Origin of the sequence: Salinigranum salinum (genome assembly GCF_009176545.1) — an archaeon.
In the GTDB taxonomy this organism is placed as follows: domain Archaea; phylum Halobacteriota; class Halobacteria; order Halobacteriales; family Haloferacaceae; genus Salinigranum; species Salinigranum salinum.
In genome coordinates this window covers 834,080-847,650 of record NZ_VTOJ01000002.1, presented here as the reverse complement: position 1 = coordinate 847,650, position 13,571 = coordinate 834,080, and the positions used below count along the sequence as shown (strand labels likewise).

General features: G+C 68.9%; 16 protein-coding genes. 8 read left to right on the top strand and 8 right to left on the bottom strand.

Annotated features, from left to right (window positions below; genetic code table 11):
* Nucleotides 1-93 precede the first annotated feature (93 nt).
* Entirely contained in the window at nucleotides 94-942 is an 849-nt protein-coding gene (locus FZP69_RS15750) for a translation initiation factor eIF-2B (protein WP_152042336.1), read from the bottom strand.
* A gap of 170 nt (nucleotides 943-1,112) precedes the next feature.
* On the opposite strand from FZP69_RS15750, the gene FZP69_RS15745 reads away from it, so the two are divergent.
* The 4 genes from FZP69_RS15745 (at nucleotide 1,113) to FZP69_RS15730 (ending at nucleotide 2,911) form a co-directional block, all read left to right on the top strand.
* Nucleotides 1,113-1,526, top strand: coding sequence for a DUF7344 domain-containing protein (locus FZP69_RS15745; protein ID WP_152042335.1), 414 nt, complete (start codon nucleotides 1,113-1,115; stop codon nucleotides 1,524-1,526).
* Nucleotides 1,527-1,703: 177 nt separating this feature from the next.
* Nucleotides 1,704-2,051 (top strand): DUF7344 domain-containing protein, encoded by a 348-nt coding sequence (locus FZP69_RS15740; RefSeq protein ID WP_152042334.1) that lies wholly within the window; start codon nucleotides 1,704-1,706, stop codon nucleotides 2,049-2,051.
* Nucleotides 2,052-2,063: 12 nt separating this feature from the next.
* Entirely contained in the window at nucleotides 2,064-2,366 is a 303-nt protein-coding gene (locus FZP69_RS15735; RefSeq protein ID WP_152042333.1) for a HalOD1 output domain-containing protein, read from the top strand.
* 215 nt (nucleotides 2,367-2,581) lie between these two features.
* On the top strand, nucleotides 2,582-2,911 hold the full coding sequence (locus FZP69_RS15730) for a HalOD1 output domain-containing protein (protein WP_152042332.1): 330 nt from the start codon (nucleotides 2,582-2,584) through the stop codon (nucleotides 2,909-2,911).
* Between the two features lie 31 nt (nucleotides 2,912-2,942).
* Here FZP69_RS15730 and FZP69_RS15725 read toward each other — a convergent pair whose 3' ends face one another.
* Nucleotides 2,943-3,386, bottom strand: a complete 444-nt coding sequence (locus tag FZP69_RS15725) for a high-potential iron-sulfur protein (RefSeq protein ID WP_152042331.1) — start codon at nucleotides 3,384-3,386, stop codon at nucleotides 2,943-2,945.
* Between the two features lie 224 nt (nucleotides 3,387-3,610).
* Here FZP69_RS15725 and FZP69_RS15720 point away from each other — a divergent pair, with 224 nt between their 5' ends.
* Nucleotides 3,611-5,422 (top strand): PAS domain-containing sensor histidine kinase, encoded by a 1,812-nt coding sequence (locus tag FZP69_RS15720; protein ID WP_152042330.1) that lies wholly within the window; start codon nucleotides 3,611-3,613, stop codon nucleotides 5,420-5,422.
* Nucleotides 5,423-5,437: 15 nt separating this feature from the next.
* Here the strand turns inward: FZP69_RS15720 and FZP69_RS15715 are convergent, their stop codons facing one another.
* From FZP69_RS15715 to FZP69_RS15695, 5 genes are all read right to left on the bottom strand, one after another.
* Nucleotides 5,438-6,589, bottom strand: a complete 1,152-nt coding sequence (locus tag FZP69_RS15715) for an ABC transporter permease (protein WP_152042329.1) — start codon at nucleotides 6,587-6,589, stop codon at nucleotides 5,438-5,440.
* Nucleotides 6,586-7,398 (bottom strand): ABC transporter ATP-binding protein, encoded by an 813-nt coding sequence (locus FZP69_RS15710; RefSeq protein WP_152042328.1) that lies wholly within the window; start codon nucleotides 7,396-7,398, stop codon nucleotides 6,586-6,588. The genes FZP69_RS15715 and FZP69_RS15710 overlap by 4 nt, the downstream gene beginning before the upstream one ends.
* On the bottom strand, nucleotides 7,395-8,927 hold the full coding sequence (locus FZP69_RS15705; protein ID WP_152042327.1) for a CARDB domain-containing protein: 1,533 nt from the start codon (nucleotides 8,925-8,927) through the stop codon (nucleotides 7,395-7,397). Before FZP69_RS15705 ends, FZP69_RS15710 begins: the two co-directional genes overlap by 4 nt.
* Nucleotides 8,928-9,009: 82 nt before the next feature.
* Nucleotides 9,010-9,294, bottom strand: a complete 285-nt coding sequence (locus FZP69_RS15700; protein WP_152042326.1) for a hypothetical protein — start codon at nucleotides 9,292-9,294, stop codon at nucleotides 9,010-9,012.
* A gap of 30 nt (nucleotides 9,295-9,324) precedes the next feature.
* Nucleotides 9,325-10,215, bottom strand: a complete 891-nt coding sequence (locus FZP69_RS15695) for a diacylglycerol/lipid kinase family protein (protein ID WP_152042325.1) — start codon at nucleotides 10,213-10,215, stop codon at nucleotides 9,325-9,327.
* A 180-nt stretch (nucleotides 10,216-10,395) separates the two neighbouring features.
* On the opposite strand from FZP69_RS15695, the gene FZP69_RS15690 reads away from it, so the two are divergent.
* Nucleotides 10,396-11,448 carry a DUF3179 domain-containing protein gene (locus FZP69_RS15690; protein ID WP_152042324.1) on the top strand — a complete coding sequence of 351 codons (1,053 nt, stop codon included), beginning with the start codon at nucleotides 10,396-10,398 and terminating at the stop codon, nucleotides 11,446-11,448.
* 208 nt (nucleotides 11,449-11,656) lie between these two features.
* Nucleotides 11,657-11,887: a hypothetical protein gene (locus FZP69_RS15685; protein ID WP_152042323.1), complete on the top strand. Its 231-nt coding sequence runs from the start codon at nucleotides 11,657-11,659 to the stop codon at nucleotides 11,885-11,887.
* Nucleotides 11,888-11,890: 3 nt separating this feature from the next.
* Here FZP69_RS15685 and FZP69_RS15680 read toward each other — a convergent pair whose 3' ends face one another.
* Nucleotides 11,891-12,127, bottom strand: coding sequence for a helix-turn-helix domain-containing protein (locus tag FZP69_RS15680; protein WP_152042322.1), 237 nt, complete (start codon nucleotides 12,125-12,127; stop codon nucleotides 11,891-11,893).
* Nucleotides 12,128-12,442: 315 nt separating this feature from the next.
* Here FZP69_RS15680 and FZP69_RS15675 point away from each other — a divergent pair, with 315 nt between their 5' ends.
* On the top strand, nucleotides 12,443-13,414 hold the full coding sequence (locus FZP69_RS15675; RefSeq protein WP_152042321.1) for a hypothetical protein: 972 nt from the start codon (nucleotides 12,443-12,445) through the stop codon (nucleotides 13,412-13,414).
* Nucleotides 13,415-13,571 lie beyond the last annotated feature (157 nt).

The following is a 13,571-nucleotide window of genomic DNA, read 5'->3' as shown; positions in this document are numbered from 1 at the left end:
CACCTCAATCAATTTGTTATTCGGGTGTTATAGTCAGTTCCAAAAGAATGATGTCTGAAATAGTCCGTCTTCTCTCGACCTCATCTGGGCCGCTCAGAACGAGAGGAAGCCCGACTCGGTGACGATGGTGTCGACGAGTTCGAGCGGCGTGGCGTCGTACGCGGGGTTCTCGACGACGAACCCTTCGGCCGGTTCGGAGAGTACTTCGGTCGGCGAGCGCATGTCGTTCTCGAAGACGAACCCTTCGTCGACGATCTTCCGACTCGCGGCGACGACGGTCACGGGGCAGTCGAGCACCGAGGCGACCGCACAGAGCGGGAAGGTGCCGATGCGGTTGTAGTAGGTCTCGTCGACGAGACAGTTCATCCCGAGGAGCACTCGGTCGACCTCGCGCATGTAGTGGCCCGCTGCGCCGTCCGTGATGAGGTGGGGTTCGACGCCGTCCCACGTGGCGAGTTCGCGGACGGTCAACCGGCCGATGTACCGCGGTCTGGTCTCCGTGACGTAGACGGTGAACTCCTTGCCGTCGTCGAGCGCCCACTCGATCGACTCCATCACCGTGGTGGAGTTCTCGTGGGTCATGATCGTCTCGCCGTCCTCGAACCGATCGGCGGCGTTGGCCGCCGCCTCGTGTTTCGACCGCTCGATCGTGTCGACGACCCGGTCGATGGTGTCCCGGAGCCGGCTCTTCGCCTCGTCGAGCGTCTCGTTCTGCCCGACGACGCCGCGGATGGTCTCCTGCATCGCCGTGTGGAGCAGGGCGTGTGAGAGGTTCGACCGACGGAGCGCACCCGCGTTCCGCTCGAGGTCGCGCTCGAACTCCTCGACGCCGACGTAGTCACGGTCGAGGAGTTCCTCCAGCGCCAGCGTCGCGTCCACCGCCACCGTGGACTCGCTGTGGGTCCGCATCTCGCGGATCCGCGCGATGGTCTCGTCTATCATTGACGGATGCCCGTTCCCCGCGTCCAAAGAGGTTCCGTCGTCCGTCGCACCGACCCCCCGCGACGCTCCACGCGGCCACCGCCCGTCGATCGCGCGAGACGGTATATGAACGACCGGACATAACAAGCCGATCAGTTACTCTCCCGGCCCCGGACCTACGGATCGAACCGATGAACGGCGACGACACCAGCACTGTCGCACGAGGAGTCATCGACCACCCGTACCGTCGAATCCTGCTCGCGCTCCTCGACGGCGAATCGCCACCCGTCACCGTCACCGACCTCGCCTTCGGGGTGTTCGCGTACGACTCGACCTCGTCGGACGTCGTCGCCGGAACCACTGCCCTCGAGGAGGACCGAACGATGCCGACGTCGGTCGTCGACGCGCTTGCTTCCCAGCTCCACCACACCCACCTCCCCCGGCTGGCCGCCGCCGGGGTGCTCCAGTACGACGACGCCGCCGGCGTCGTGACGGACTGGTCGCATCCGACCGTCGGCGACCGGTGGCTCACGGCACCGCCCGTCGACGACCTCGCCGCGGCCATCGCCGACGCCCGTTCCGTTCACGGGCGGGCGTCCGACTAGCGGGGACGGCACTGGTGGTTCCCGGACGAACGGCTTCGGTACACCGTCCGTATCGACGGTACGCCCGCGGATCCGCGAGTCCGGGGGCACGGAGTGGTTCTGCGTCGCGCGAGAGTTACTTGTTATATCAGGGTAATCGGTTAGCAGGACTCCGGACGTCTCTTCGAGTGAGCACATATGTACGACGAATACGTTCGATGGGCGGCCCTCGACATCCTGCGGAACCCCCACAGACGGTTCGTCCTCTCTCATCTCAACGGGCAGGAGGCGCCGCTGACGACGCGACGCCTCGCGCAGGCGATCGTCGACTGGGAGTCCACTGGCGGGGAGGCGACGCCGAGCGGGCAGACCGTCGACGAGGTGATGGTTCGACTCCACCACGAGCACCTCCCGTGCCTGGCCGACTCGGGCGTCCTGACGTACGACTGGCGGCGGCGGGAGATCAGCGACTGGCGACACCCGAACCTGGGTGATGAGTGGCTGTCCTCGTTTCCGGTGGAACGGCTGTACGAGGTGGTCAGATGACGGTCCACGTCAATGGCCGACTCTGACCGTCACGCGGTCGACGGTGAACCTCGCCAGTACAGTCGCGACACGACGAGCCCATGCAGTCACGCGATCGTCTCCGCCGTCGCGACCCACCTCGACTGCTCTCCGCTCGACCTCGAACCGCTGTATCTCCGTGTCGACCCGGACGCCCTCGACGCGCTCGTCGACCGACAGACCGGTGACACCCGGACGCTCTCCGTCTCGTTCGGCTTCGCCGGCTGCACCGTCGATGCGGACCGCCATCGGATCCACGTCGCGCGTGACGCTGACACCACGCTACCTGACCACTGACGGGACGCCGGGAGCGTCTCCTCACATCGCAGGCGACCGACGGGAATCGATCACCGCCGTCGAGCGATCACGCGGCCGATCGGCCGGGAGCGACCGACGTGGTCAGGGGATACGTTGATATTCTCCGGGTGTGACGACACGCGTATCGACCGACACACCGGCGAGGTTGGCGCGGCCGTCTTCGTGCCGCGATGTCGTTCACCGCACACCGAGAGATGACCTCACACGACCACGACCACGGCCAGAATCGCGATCGTCTCGACCCACCTCCGCTCGCGCACGAGGGGTCGACCGACGAGCCCGTCCACGTCAGCCGCCTCGACGAGGACGAACCGATCGCGATGGCGGTCGTCCACGCGGTGGCCACGGCGCTCCGGCGACAGCCGCTCGACCTCGAACCGCTGTCGGCGCAGATCGACCCGGAGGCACTCGAGAACCTCCTCAACGGTCCCATCGGTCGGCGCGACGAACTGTCGGTCTCGTTCCGGTTCGAGGACTGCACGATCGTCCTCGGCCCGCGGACGATCGCCGTCTACACCGAGTGACGACGGGAGCGTCCGCCCGTCGTCCGGCGTCTCATCCCTCGTACTCGACGAAGCTCGAACACCACGCCTGCGGCTCGATCTTCCCCTCGACGACCGCGCAGGCGCCCAGTCCGTCGCCGTTCTCGTCGGGGATGTAGAACGCGCAGTCGGTACACTGCTGGCCCTCTTTCGGTTCGGACTGGTACATGACCGCCGACTTCTCCGCGACGTTGTCGGGACTCCGCTCGGTGCCGTCCTGTGCCGTCGCCGTGGCGTACTCGTCGGGCACCGGACCGAGCCCCTGACCACCACCGGCACTTCCGCCGCCGCTGTCACCACCGTTCTCTCCACTGCCACCGTCACCGCTGCCGCTACTCCCGTCACCACTGTCTCCACCATTGCTACCGTCGCCGCCTGCACAGCCAGCGACACCGGTCACTGCGACCAGCCCGGCGACCCGGAGAAACCGGCGTCTGGAGTCGAATCGACGTTCCATGCTCGACCGGGCGGTCCGAACGGGATTGTCTCGTTCGTTCGTTCTCCCCGCGCAGGAAGCGACCGAACTGCTAAATAGTAGTGTACAATAAATACAATATTATCCCGTCGCCCGACCGCCGGTAGAACTGGCAACTGATCGACACATCATCCGCACGTTTATCAGAATAGATGCCGTGCGGACGACAGAGTGTTCCCTCCAACAATCTCCGGACGTGACAGGTCGTGACACATCCGTCGCTCCAGTCGGCGCTGAACGCGGTCGGCGACGTCATCGTCACCGCCGACGCCGGCGGCGCGGTCGTCGCCTGGAACGGCGCGTTCGCCGACGCCGTCGGCACCAGCGACGGGCTCGTCGGGCGGCCGCTGGCCGAGCTGGTCGCCGATGCGGACCGCGCGACCGTGACCGAGGCGCTCGCGACCGTCCGCGAGGAGGGACACGCGAGGGTCGACGCCCGACTCGGTCCGGCCGACGACGGCGTCCGCTACGAGTTCCGCTTCGACCGCCTCGCGGGAGGCGAGACCGACGCGGATGGTGCGGACCTCACGGGCGACGAGGACATCGGTGCCACTGTCGTCGGCGTCGGCCGGGAGCTCACTCCCCGCCGGAATCGGCGTGTGGATACCGACGACCGGGATCGACCTGCCAGCCGCGAGACGCTCGCCGAGCAGGAGACCGTGTTACGCGAGATGTACGAGATCGTCGCGGCTCGCGACCGGACGTTCACGGCGCGGGTCGAGGCACTGCTCGAACTGGGGTGTGAGACGCTCGGCACGGGGTACGGGACGCTCTCGTCGATCGACGGCGACGAGTACGTCTTCGAGGTGGTCCGCACGCCGAACGACGAGATCCGGCCGGGCGAGACGGTTCCGCTGTCGGCGACGAACTGCGAGCGGGCGATCACCACCGAGCGGACGCTGGTCCTGGCAGACATCGCCCGGGACGCGCCGGACCTCGCCGAGCGGGCCGGCTTCACCGACTGGGGCATCGCCTGCTACCTCGGGGCACCTGTCTACGTCGACGACGACGTCTACGGGACGTTCTGTTTCTACGACGAACAGCCCCGCACGGAGCCGTTCTCGGAGTGGGAGGTGACGCTCGTCGACCTGATGAGCCGGTGGGTGAGCGCCGAGGTCGAACGCCGCAACCGGATCGAACGGCTCCAGGAGACGAACGACCAGCTGGAGCGGTTCGCCACGGTCGTCTCTCACGACCTCCGGAACCCGCTGAGTATCATCGAGGGATCGCTGGAACTCGCCGAACGGACCGGCGACGCCGACCACCTCGAGCGCGCACGACGGGCCCTCGCTCGGATGGAGCGGCTCGTCGACGATCTGCTGACGCTGGCCCGCGCGGGCGAGACGATCGACGACCCGTCCCCGGTCGCGCTCGCGGCGGTCGCACGGGACGCGTGGGAGACGGTCGACCCGGACGACGCGACGCTCGTCGCGGCGGTCGACGGCGTCGTCGTCGCCGACGAACCCCGACTGCGGCAGCTGTTCGCGAACCTCTTCCAGAACAGCGTGGAACATGGTTCCACGAGCAGCCGGCCACGGGCCGGTGACAGCGTCGAGCACGGCTCGACTGGCAGTCGACCGGGGGTCGACGACAGCGTGGAACACGGGTCCACGAGCAGTCGACCGGAGGTCGACGACTTCACCAGGGGAGCGGAAGCGACCGGCAACGGTGACGACCACGAGCCCCACGCCGACCCCGGTACGGACACCGATACCGATGACCACGGGGTTACGGTCCGTCTCGGTCGACTCGCCGACGGCTTCTTCGTCGAGGACGACGGTGCCGGCATCCCCGCCGACGCGTCGGGACAGGTGTTCGAGTGGGGCTACTCGACGAACGACGAGGGGACGGGAATCGGGCTGTCGATCGTCTCGGAGATCGCGGCCGCACACGGCTGGGACGTGCGGATGACCGACGGCACCGACGGTGGGGCACGGTTCGAGTTCACGGGCGTCGACGTCGCGGCCGACGCAGCCGATCTCGACGGTGCGGCCGACGACGGCGACGGCTCCGTCTGAGTGTTCGTCGGTCGGTCACGACCGCAGTGCCTCGACGGGTCGCTCGGAGGCGGCCTTCCACGCGGGGTACGCCCCCGAGAGGAGGCTGACGACGACGCCGAAGACGAACGCGCCGACGAGCGTGAGGCCGTTGCGCGGGACGACGATCACGTCGAGGGCGATCTGTTCGACGAACAGCCAGAGCCCCAGCACGACCGCGGCGCTCGACACCACGCCGAGCACGCCGCCGATCACCCCCAGGAGGCCCGCCTCGACGACGAGCATCGAGAGCACCTCCCGGCGGTGGACGCCGACGGCACGGAGGACGCCGATCTCCGCGCGGCGCTCGTTCACGCTCATCAGCATCACGTTGAAGATGCTCACGCCAGCAACGACGAGCGACACCGCCGCCAGCCCGATCAGGAAGCCGTTGAGGAGCGCGAAGAACTCGTTGATCCGGTCGAGGACGCTCCCGAGCTCGAAGACGGAGACGCGGCGTTCGCGGGCGTTCAGCCGCGCCTCGACGCCAGCAGCGACTGCCTGGGCGTCTCGCCCCGAGTCGGCTTGCACCACGACCTGATTGAACTGCGACTGGACGAACGCGTCGGCCGGGAGGACGACGGCGTTGTCCGGGCGGATCGGTGAGATGCTGTCCGACTCGGCGAGCACGGCGACGACGCGGTACCGGTTCGACTCGATCTCGACGACGGAGCCGACCTGTAGGCCGAGCCGCGTGGCGACTTCGCGGCCGACGATCGCCCCCTGGCGGTGGGTCGCGGGGAGCGTGCCCGACTCCGCCTCGAACAGCGCGCGCGGACTGTCGAGACCGTACAGCTGGGCGAACGTGCTGTCGCCGCCGCCCGTGACGACGCTCCCGTCGGTCTTCAGCGGGACGACGGTTCCGCGCCCCTCGGCGACGCGTTCGACCGCCTGCACGTCGCGAGCGGTGAGCGTGTCGAGCCCTGAGTCGGCGTTGGGGCTCACGATCACCTGGTTGCCGATGCCGCCGAGTTCGTTCGTCGCCGACAGCTCGAGGACGGTCCCGAACACGCCCAGCGTCGCGACGGCGAAGACGCCGATCAGGATCCCCAGTGCGGCGAGCCCCGACCGCAGTCGCGTCCGCGCGAGGTTCCGCCGGGCGAGGAGGACGGCTGGAACGCGTCGTTCGAGCGCCGAGAGCCGGCTCACGGGTCGTCACCTCTCCCGCTCTCGTGTTCGTCCCCGTGGCCGACGACTCCCGACACCCCTGCGGTCGTGCCGCTCTCGGACGGCTCGTCACCGTCCAGGAACCGGAGATGGCCGTCGACGAGCTCGACGACGCGGTCGGCGTACTCCGTCACGAGCGGGTCGTGGGTCACGCCAACGACCGCCACGCCCTCGTCACAGATCCGCCGGAGCTCCTCGAGGACGGCGCGGCCCGTCTCGCGGTCGAGGTTGCCCGTCGGCTCGTCGGCGAGCACCACTGCGGGTTCGTTGACGAGCGCGCGGGCGATGGCGACCCGCTGTTGCTGGCCGCCCGACAGCTCCGTGGGCCGGTGGTCGAGACGGTCGCCGAGGCCCACCCGCCCCAGCAGGTCGCGGGCGCGGGTCATCCCCTCGGGGTCGCGGGCGAACAGCGTCGGGAGCTCGACGTTCTCCGCGGCCGTCAGCGTGGGCACGAGGTGGAAGTCCTGGAAGACGAAGCCGATGGCCGTCCGGCGGGCGTCCGTGAGCTCCCGGTCCGAGAGCGTCGTGACGTCCCGGCCGTGCAGACGGACGACGCCCTCCGTGGGCGCGTCGAGCAGCCCGAGGACGTTCAGCATCGTCGACTTCCCGCTCCCCGAGGGGCCGACGACGGCGAGGAACTCCCCGGCGGCGAGTTCGAGCGAGACGTCGACCAGGGCCTCGACCGTCTCGCTCCCACTCTGGTAGCGTTTGGTGACGCCGCGGAGGGTGAGCGGGGGGTCGACCGAGGGGTCGCCGCTCGTCGGGTCGTCGTTCGGCGGCTGTGAGCTCATCGTCGGCGGACCACCACGACCGCGCCGGCCGCTACGGCCGCCACCCCGACGACCCCCAGCCAGATCGACAGCGGGAGCTGCCGGTCGGACGACTCCTCCGAGCCGAGGTCGTCTCTGAGCGGGAGTTCGAGCCGTTCTTCCCGAACGTCGCCGTCGACCGCGTACGTCACGACTACGGGGATCGCCGTCGCGTTCGCCTCGTCGACCCGCGCCGTCAGCTCGAACGGGGCGAACTCGCTCCCCTCGACCGTCCCGACGAAGTAGTCGCGCTGCGGGTACGCCGGCTCGACGCCGGCTGCCGACCCCACGGCGAGGACGACCCCAGTGACGCTCCCGCGGCCGACGTTCCCCGCGTTGCCCGTCACCCGGACGACGCCGTCTTCGGCCACGAGGTCGACGCCGGTGACCCGGACCGCACCCGTCTGCGGCCGGAAGTCGAACTGCCCGGTCGCGGTTCCCTCCCCCGAGCCGACCGTGTAGGTGACGTCGACGACGAGGTCGCCGCCGGGTGCCCGTTCGAGGGGGACGATCACGCTCGCCTCCTCGCCGGGCCCGAGCGGTCCGGGGACGCCGACGCGGGCGAGCGTCGTCTCGCCCACGCGCGGCGTCGCCACCACGTCCTCGATCGGCGCGTTCCCGAAGTTCGTCACGGTGACTTCCACGCGCGCGGCCTCGTCGTCGCCGTCGCCGTCGCGGGTCGTCTGGCCCGCGTTGCCGCCGAGCAGGACCCCGAGCTGGCCGGCGGGCTGCTGTGGTTCCTCGCTCGTCGGTGCGGTCTCGACGCGGACGCCGATGTCGTCGTCGAGTTCGGCCACGCGAACCGGGTGTTCGAACGTCTCTGTCGCGCGCGTCCCGCTACCCGTGGTGTAGTCGACCCGGACGGTGAGCGTCGCGTCGCCCGCCGCTGCGGCCCGGACCGTGAAGTCGAGTCCCGTCTCGGCCCCCGCCGCGAGCGAGGCGACCGTCCGCCGGTCGACGATCGCCTCGCCGTTCGCCGTCGAGAGCGAGACGACGACGTTCCGCATCGTGTCGGTCGTCGGGTTCGAGACCACGACCGGCACCGCCGTCTCGCTGTCGACGACGAGGTCCGTGGTGTTGAGTTCGACCAGCGGCGGGGCCGACTCGACCACGAGCGAGAGCGGCCGGCGAACCTCGACGCGGGTGTCGTCCTCGTCGCGGCCGCGGACCTGGATGGTGAGGTCGTGCTGTCCCGGGTCGGCGAAGCGGGCCGTCAGCGGGACAGTGAGCGTGCCGCCGGCGGAGAGCGAGCCGGGGTCGACGCTCCGGGCGACCACGTCGCCGTCCTCGACGAGTCGGATCTCGTCGACGGCGAGCGCTTCGGGGCTCCCGCCGCCGTTCGAGACGGTCACGGTCACGGTGACGGGCGCGCCCGTCACGGGGGTCCCCGGCGTGACGGCGACGCCCGAGACGGTGAGCCGCGCGTCGGGCACCGCGACAGCCGGCATCGCTCCGGCGATCGAGCCGACGAGGAGCAAGAGCGTGAGCACGACCGCGAACCTGGAGGACATCTGTCGACCGGGTTAGCGGTGGACCGAGCAAAAGACTGTCGGGGGTGGTCGTGGGGTGTGACCGGAGTCCCCGCCCGTCTCGTCAGGGTTCGGGCGCGCGCCAGGCGACCACGACGCCGACGGTGCTGGCACCGACGCCCAGCGACTCGCGGACGAGCGGCGTCGCGCTGGCCGGCGAGATCTCGTACGCGCTGAGGGCGACCGAGACGAGGCTCACCCCGGCGACGAGCGTCCACCGGTCGCGCGCGTCGCGGCCGGTCGGCCCGCTCGCGGTCGCCGTGGTCCCCTCGTGGCGGTCACTGCTGGAGGTTGCCCACTCCGGGCGATAACCCGACCGCCCCCGGACACCTTTGCCGGCAGGCCCCACGGACCGAACCGCGTGGTCTCGGCTCGCTGGTCACCCCGGCGACGGCTCGTACCCCTCGCCGACACGGAGGCCGAGCGTCCGTGGACGTACCGACAGCGAGAGCCGTTCCTGGCGCTTCAGTTCGCCGTCGAGGCTGAACGTGATCGGCTCGGCTCCCTCGACGGTTACGGAGCTGGCCCGGAGATGCGTCACGCCCTCGGTCCCCCTGGCGAGGAGGCGGTGGGCAACGGCCTCGGCGACCGCGTTCGTCGGCGGCATCTCCTCGACGATGGCCACGTCGAAACGGCCGTCCTCCATCGCGGCCTGGCCGCCCTCTTCGACGAACTTCCGGGCGTTGCCGACCAGCACCGAGAGCGCCGGCCCGTCGAAGACGACCTCGTCGTCCGTCACGACGCGGATGTCGAGCGGATCGAACGCGAGCGTCTCGCGCGCGCCGGTGACGAGGAACGCGAGCGTGCCGAACCGTTCTTTTAGGCCGTCCGAGGCCGCTGTGCTCGCGTCCGCCGGGAGCCCCGCGACGGTCGAGACGACGAACGGCTGGTCGTCGGCGACGCCGACGTCGACCTCCCGGATAGCGCCCGTGTCGGCCACCTCGATGCCGTGGTCGACGTCGCGGATGCCGACGGTTCCCGCCAGGAGGTTCGCCGTCCCGGTCGGGACGACCGCGAGCGTCACGTCGCCGAGCGCGTCGGCCTCGTACACTCCCGTGAGCACGTCGTTGATCGTGCCGTCGCCGCCACAGACGGCGAGCGTCGAGACGCCGTCGCGCCCCGCCTCCCGTCCGAGTTCGATGGCGTGCGCTTTGCTCTCCGTCTCAGTGACGGCGAAGCCGCGCGCCCGGAGGTGCTGGCCGACGTAGTCGGCGTGGTCGGCCGTGCCGCTCTGGGGGTTGAGGACACACCGGCGGGACCCGACCTGCATGGTTCGGTCCAGCGGCCACAGCGTCTTATACCGTTGGCTTGCGGCGTGGCTTCGGATCCAGGCCGAATTCGAGTCGAATCGAGTCGAGTTCGTCTCGGAATTCGAGTCGAGTCCGTACCGGCTGTCCGTCGTGTCGCACGCGCGGGTGAGCTTTTAGCCGCTCGCCCCCGTCTCGCGCGTGTGAACGTCAGACAGGTCATCCCCCGGGACGCGATCCCGAGCATCGACGACCCGACGTTCGGGCGCGACTCCCTCGGCGACGACGACGAGGAGGTGATCGTCCTCGCGTCCGCCGCCGGAGACGTGGCCGACGACGCCGACGAGCAGCACGGGGGGACCGGCGGCGGCACTCGACGCGCGCGGGCGTACCCGATCCGGATCCTCAACTACCACGAGATCGTCAACGACGTCGTCGGTGGCGTCCCCGTCGCCGTGACGTGGTGTCCGCTCTGCGGGAGCGCGATCGTGTACGACCGTCGGGTCGACGGGGAGACGCTGACGTTCGGGGTCAGCGGCAAACTCGCCGACGACGATCTCGTGATGTACGACCGCGAGACGGGGTCGGAGTGGAAGCAGTCGCTGGGGCGATCTATCGCTGGCGACCTGGAGGGCCGGTCGCTCGACGTGCTCGCCGCGCCCGTGGTGACCTGGGAGCGGTTCCGGCGCGAGTACCCCGAAGGGGTCGTCCTCCAGCCGGTGGAGGCGAAGAGCGAGGCCGCCAGCGACACCGACGACCCCGCCGACGTCGACTACGCGCTCGAACCGTACGAGGCGTACTTCGAGGCCGAGGGGTTCGGTCTCGGCGCGCACCGGGGTACCGGCGGACGGACGTGGGACCGGACCGATCTGGATCCCAAGACGGTCGTCCTCGGCGTCGAACACGCTGCCGCTGACGGAGCGGTCGACGTCCTCGGCTTCCCGCTTCCCCGGGTCGACGAGGCGGGCGGCGTCGCCACCGCCCGGGTCGGCACGGCCGACGTCGTGGTGTTCGCGTCCGCGGAAGGGATTCACGGCTTCGAACACCCCGGCTACACGTTCGACGTCGACGCCACGGGGAGTGAACACGCGACTACAGCCGATGGTCGCCTCCAGCCGGTCGCCGACGGAACGGTCTGGGACCCGGTGACGGGCGAGAGCGCGGACGGCCGCCGACTCGACCGGTTGCCCGCGCGACGGCTGTTCGCCTTCGCCTGGCAGGACGACCACGGTCCCGACGCGTTCTGGTCGCCGTGACCCACTGCGGGGTAAGCACCTGCCCCGCGCGTAACTGTCGGATAGCCGATACAATTATGATTCCCCCGCGCGTACCGTCGAAATGCGATGGTCCCCGACTGCCTCCCTCCCTCCACGAAGCGTCCGGACAACCGTAGCCGTCATCCGCCGAACGTCGCGAGCGTGCGCGTCGACGGCTCGTCGTCTCCACCGTACGGGGGCGTCTGAGATGTCCGAGAACTCGAACTCCTCGGACGCACCGAATCGCGTCGCCCGCTGGCGGTGTCGGCTCCGAACGATCAGCTACGGGGCGTACTTCCCACTCCTGCTGGTGGCGGCGCTGGTCGCGCCGTTCGTCGTCTCGTCCACGTCGTCGCTGACGCTGTTCGAGGCGGCGGAGTACACGTTCGCGGTCGTCACCGTCGGCTACGTCGCCGGACTGGCGCTGTTGCTCCGCTAACGATCAGGTCGAGCGGTAGGTCTCGCCCTCGTGTTCGACGAGCCCCCGCCCGTCGAGGGTGGCGAGGACACTGTAGAGGCCGAGCTTCTTCATGCCGAGTGCACCCGACAGCTCCGAGACGGTCGCTTCCCCGGCACGGTCGAGGTAGAAGTAGACGAGTTTCGCGCTGGCCGAGTCGATCTCGTCCGGGAGGGGGTCGATGGCCGTCGACTGGGGGCTGGCGGCAGCGAGTTTCATCATGGATACGACATCACTCGCCGGGGACATATAATTTACTACGTGATGAGTAAATATTATCATCATCGTTCATCCGTGGCCCAACGGTTACGAGAGACGGGCGTGGAGTGGGGCGCGCGCGATCGACGTTCGGGCCGCGGAATCGGCCTCCCCACCCGCTTCGGAGCCGGTGGTCGACGCCATCTCGCCGGCTTCTGGCCATCTCGATTAAATACATAATCGCTTTTATAACTTTTTTACTTATATTTTTTAGATTAATTTAAAATAATATTGAATGAATAATTTTATGCTGTCGCCGACTTTGTTGGAATCCGACGTATGGCCACCACAGCTACCACCCGCCAGCTCCCGCGGATCGTCCGCGACATGACGCGCACGGAACTCCCACCCGAACTCGACCCACTGCTCGACCAGTACGCCGCGGTCACCGAAGACCGCGACGAGCTCCTCTGGCAGTGGCTCTACTACGTCTTCCCCAGCTTCCGGCTCTCGTCGGTCGCCGACGAGTACGCCGAGACGGCCCGGAAGGCGAAGTTCTGTTTCTCGCTGTTCATGACGGTCCTCGACGACCTCTCCGAGCGCCACCGCGACAAGGAGACGTTCGAGCAGGGGCGGAAGATCCCATTCTCGTCCACGCGGTGTGAGACGGACGCACCCGACGTCGACACGGCGGCACTGTCGCTGCTGCAGGCGTCGTGGGACCGCACCGAGGCGTACCTCGACCACGCACCCCGGCGGGAGGACTTCCGCGAACTGTTCGAGTTCGACCTCCGGCAGTCGCTCAACACGATGGACTACAACCGCCTGGTGAACGACGGCCCGCAGCTCGCGAGTCCACACGGGGCCGACATGTACGACACGCACAACATGCTGCTGTACATCTACGTCGACATCGACCTCGCCTTCTCGCCCGACTTCGACCGGGCCGACCTGGCGACACTCCGCGATGTGACGTGGGACGCCCAGCGGCTCGCGCGCATCGGGAACTGGGTCACGACGTGGGAACGCGAACTCGACGAGTGCGACTACACTTCGCGGGTCGTCATCGAGGCGCTCGGACGGGGGATCGTCACCGAGGAGGAGATCCGCTCCCCGGACGTCGCCAACGACGAACTCGCCCGCCGGATCAAGGCCGCGGGGATCGAACGCGAGCACCTGCTCACGTGGAACGAGACCTACCGCAAGCTCGTCTCGCGGGAGTACGACGTCGACAGCGTCGACCTCCACTCGTTCGTCGACGGGATGCGACACCTGCTCGAGGTCGACGTCAAGGCACGCGGCCTCAAGTGACGTCGCCGCCCGTCACGGCGTCGCCCTCGCCCGACTGTCACCGGCGACAGTGCTGACCGGGACCACCGTCGTGCGGCACACCTCCGTATCCGGCCTCCCGGGATACTCTCAGATGTGAGAACTACTGCGCAACATTAACGGTTCCGTGAGCGAACGC